At 64.4% G+C, this 2,834-nt stretch carries 4 protein-coding genes; all 4 read right to left on the minus strand.

Features of this window, described 5'->3' with window-relative positions:
* On the minus strand, nucleotides 1-302 hold a 302-nt coding region (locus KDH09_11005; GenBank protein MCB0220214.1), incomplete at its 3' end, for a hypothetical protein.
* Nucleotides 299-754: a hypothetical protein gene (locus tag KDH09_11010; GenBank protein ID MCB0220215.1), complete on the minus strand. Its 456-nt coding sequence runs from the start codon at nucleotides 752-754 to the stop codon at nucleotides 299-301. The genes KDH09_11010 and KDH09_11005, both read right to left, overlap by 4 nt.
* An 83-nt stretch (nucleotides 755-837) precedes the next feature.
* Nucleotides 838-1,686, minus strand: coding sequence for a hypothetical protein (locus KDH09_11015; GenBank protein MCB0220216.1), 849 nt, complete (start codon nucleotides 1,684-1,686; stop codon nucleotides 838-840).
* Nucleotides 1,687-1,711: 25 nt separating this feature from the next.
* On the minus strand, nucleotides 1,712-2,779 hold the full coding sequence (locus tag KDH09_11020) for a hypothetical protein (GenBank protein ID MCB0220217.1): 1,068 nt from the start codon (nucleotides 2,777-2,779) through the stop codon (nucleotides 1,712-1,714).
* Nucleotides 2,780-2,834 lie beyond the last annotated feature (55 nt).

The following is a 2,834-nucleotide window of genomic DNA, read 5'->3' on the forward strand; positions in this document are numbered from 1 at the left end:
GAGCGCCCCGGCGGAATGCTCCAGCGCACCTTGAGGCGCTGCCCGGCTTTCACCGGGATGTGCAGCCACGGCGCAAACGCCCCCGCCGCGAGCAGAAAAGGGGCGAAGCCTCCCTGGGAGAGGAGCGCCTCGCTGTTCAAACGAAGCTCGATCTCGCAGGCAGCGGGCAGGAACGTGGAATGGCTCGTGACGAAGAGCCGCGTGATGACCGCATCCTTTGAGAACAGATACTCGCCCTCCACGGGCGCGATCTGCGCGCCGGGATTCTCGAAGCCAATCGTCCTGTAGACGAACGCGCTCACAGCAGGGCGACTCCGTGGGCCGAGATGATCGGCGTGTAGATCTCGGGGACATCATCTGGAAAGCGGATTTCGATTCGGAGGATGGTGTTTCCCTCGAACTCAATCTGAGATTCCAGGTAGACCGGGAACGAGCCGGTGCCGAGGAGCGCGGGCGCCGGAATAAAATCCGGCACGAATGCGTCCCCATAGCGCGGGTCCGAAAGGCGCACCTCGAAGGGATACTGGATGAGCTTCAAGGTATCGGGCGCCGCCATGCGCAGGTCCATCAGAATGAAGACCTGCTTCTTGAGAATCTGGATGCTGGAGGCGTCGCCTCTTTCAGTAGCAATCACGTCCGGCCGGAATTGCGTGCGGTAGGCATAGGCCCGCCGCAGCTTCCTGCCCGGATGTTTTTCAATGATCCGGCGAACCTCGCTCTCGAACAGGCCCGATTTTGCGCCCACGACGTCCACGTCTTCTCTCCTGAGGTTGAAATATTGAAGAGGCGGCCCGCATCCTCCCGGAGGCCCTCACTCCGGGAGGATGCGCGCGCCGCTCAGCCCGTGTGCCGCACCCAGGTGGCATCGAGCTCCATCGTCACGAAGAGCTCGGCCCCGTCATAGAGCGGCGTGGGCACCGGCGGAGGCCCGCCGGCAAGCACCGTGAACGCGCTCTGGTCCACGTTGAGTTCGCTGAAGAACTGGATGCCGCCCTCGATAAAGACCGGGTGGCGGAGCATGCGGATGTTCGTCGCCGTCGGCCAGCCGTTCGACTCGTTGCCGATGCTGAAGGCGCCGCCTCCGGCGGGGAGGTTTTTCAGGAGAATGGGGACGCTCTCGGACTGGTCGATCTTGTACTTGAACGTGGCGTTGTTCAGAAAGCGGTCGACCATGGAGATGTACCCGGCGGCATTGGGATCAACGGCGCCGTAGGTCTTGAGGTGCACCGTGGCGAGAATGCCTTTCAAAACCACTAGGGTGGTCTGGGGCCACTCGCCCCACATCTGCATGTTCGTCTCCAGGGGGCCGGGTTTTTCGAGCTCGCTGAAGTACGAGTAGCGGTTCTGGAGATTGGCGAGTTCCAGGGTGCGCTTGTGGAACCAGCGCACACTCTCGATCTTGAGCTTGGATACGTCGTAGCCCTTGGCCTTGGCCCACTGGCGGATGCGCTGCATCTCGCCTTCCATGGGCGAGCCTGCCTTGCCGCGTCCGCCGGTCACCTTCTTGGCGATGTTCGCCATGAGGTTTGCCTGCTGGAGCACCTGCTGCTCCTGGGCCTGCTGCTGGGGCTGGGGAAGTTTTGCAATGCGCTTTCGAAAGCGGCGGGCGCCAAGGTCGCCCAGCACCCCTTCAAGGTCGGCGAATTCTTCGGCGTCGGGATGAATGTCTTCTTCGTAGGTTTCCATGTGTTTACTCCTTCAGAGAAAAATTTCAGTTCAGGGCGCCCACAAGGTCGCCGAGGGGCAGATACCCGGAGACCTGATCGTCCCAGGTGGGCGGCTGCGGACTGGCGAGCAGGGGCTCGGAGGTGTCGGGCGGCAGGACTTCGCCCACCAGCGGCTCGCCGGGGGCGGTGACCTGCGGGTTCGAGAGAATGGCCGGGGCCTCGGCCGGTGCAGGAAGCTGCTTGGCAGCCCGCTGACGAAGGATCTCGTCGAGCACCGGATCGGTGTCGAGATCGGAGACTTCCTGCCCAAGGCCCTCGATGAGGTTCGTTCCCGGCGGCAGCACGTCGAAGTCGAGGCGCAGCGGGCGCACCGGCTGCGAGGCTTCTCCCAGCAGACCGATCTCCGAGCCGGGGCGGTACTTTGTGATCGCATGATTGACCGGGCGCGAGAGCGCGGCAGCCAGCGCGAGGGCCTGCGTGGCGCGGCGAAGGCCCTTGTCCTCGATCTTGGCTTCGGCAAGCCCCGCGATCCCCAGCGCAAGCACGGTCTGGATGGCATGAGAGAGCGTCGTGACGCTTCCCTCGGGGCCCACGTTTTCCTTCTTGATGAGCTTCAAGATGAGCTGGCGGAGCGCCGGGACGCCGATGCCGACGCCAAGGAGTAGACCTGTCATCTTGAGCACGTCGCCCGCGAGCTCCCTCTTGGAATCCCCGAAGTCACCGAAACCCGGAAGCGGGTTGTGGCGGGCCACTGCGTGCTTCTGGGCCGAGGGCGGCGTGAACGGGGGGAATCCCGGCCGGGCCGGTGCGCGCGAGGGCTTGCGACGAGCCGGGGCTTTGCGCGCTGCCTTCTTTGCCGGTCGTGCGGCGCGGGCCGCCTTGGCGCTGGGAGCGCGCGCGGGGACTGCGCGGATGGGCGTCGCGCTCTTCCTGCGCTCGGGCGGATACTTCACCTGCGCGATCTTCACCACGTAGGGATTGCGCGGGTCTTTGGTCGCCCGAAGGCCCTTCTCCAGGCGAATCTCCACCTGGGGCTGCGCCGACATGGGCGCGGTTTCGATGGGGTTGGCGATGACGGCACCGCCGATGGGAACTGGATTCTTTCTTGCCATGATCTCCTCCTTGAGAGACTCAGTGAACGATCCCCGCGCGGGTGATTTCGTAGGA

The organism is Chrysiogenia bacterium (assembly GCA_020434085.1).
Lineage (GTDB): Bacteria > JAGRBM01 > JAGRBM01 > JAGRBM01 > JAGRBM01 > JAGRBM01.